Here is a 550-nt window from a genome sequence, read left to right as displayed (position 1 = left end):
CGCCGCGTGATCAACCTGGGTTACAGAGGGTGACCGGAGAAGTGTTGCCGCGGATCACGCAGGCATGATGAGCGCCTGTGGTTTGAGATCATGCTTGTCGACTAAAACTAGCGATCTCTCAACCACAAGCGCATCGCCCGGGTCATGCGCCGCTTCGGCATCGTCGGGCTGCACCTGCGCAAGAAGGTGCGTACGCGCCGGCATAGCGAGGGTTGTGCAGCACTTTCAGCACCCGGTCGTGGGTGAGCGGTGTCCAGTACAACTCTCCCGAGTGGGGGCCACTGCTGTGCCGCATGGGAAAGGTCAGGCCCTGGTCGTTGAAGGCCGCCACGACGGCGCGGGCCGAGCCGGTGGCGGTGAACCCTGCGTTCGACGTAATTCCGGCCATCTAGAGACGGCGATGGGATGAAGGTGCAGGTCAAAGGGTTAGATCGAGCTTATGGCGATGGAATGGCCTAGAGACGCGGTCAGTGGTCAACGGTGTGCATATCACAGGGATTTGCCGCTATCGTCTAGAGATCATGTTTGTGAAGACGACGGTCCGGAAAAC

2 protein-coding genes are annotated in these 550 nt (G+C 60.2%); one reads left to right on the top strand and one right to left on the bottom strand.

Annotated elements, in window-relative coordinates:
* Nucleotides 1-142: 142 nt before the first annotated feature.
* The gene (locus ITP53_RS61670) at nucleotides 143-295 is read right to left on the bottom strand and encodes a hypothetical protein (RefSeq protein WP_407941424.1); all 153 of its coding nucleotides are present in this window, start codon (nucleotides 293-295) and stop codon (nucleotides 143-145) included.
* Between ITP53_RS61670 and ITP53_RS55735 the strand changes: the two genes are divergently transcribed.
* Nucleotides 243-392, top strand: a complete 150-nt coding sequence (locus tag ITP53_RS55735) for a hypothetical protein (protein ID WP_195903546.1) — start codon at nucleotides 243-245, stop codon at nucleotides 390-392. The genes ITP53_RS61670 and ITP53_RS55735 overlap by 53 nt on opposite strands.
* The last annotated feature ends 158 nt before the right edge of the window (nucleotides 393-550 follow it).

Origin of the sequence: Nonomuraea cypriaca (assembly GCF_015645445.1) — a bacterium.
GTDB classification, from domain to species: Bacteria; Actinomycetota; Actinomycetes; order Streptosporangiales; family Streptosporangiaceae; genus Nonomuraea; species Nonomuraea cypriaca.
Note: the sequence above shows the minus strand (reverse complement) of the source record. Positions and strands in the feature narration are given on the sequence as shown.

Excerpts from the sequence above, each read along its gene's own strand:
- ITP53_RS61670 (WP_407941424.1), bottom strand. The coding sequence starts at position 295 with ATGCGGCACAGCAGTGGCCCCCACTCGGGAGAGTTGTACTGGACACCG.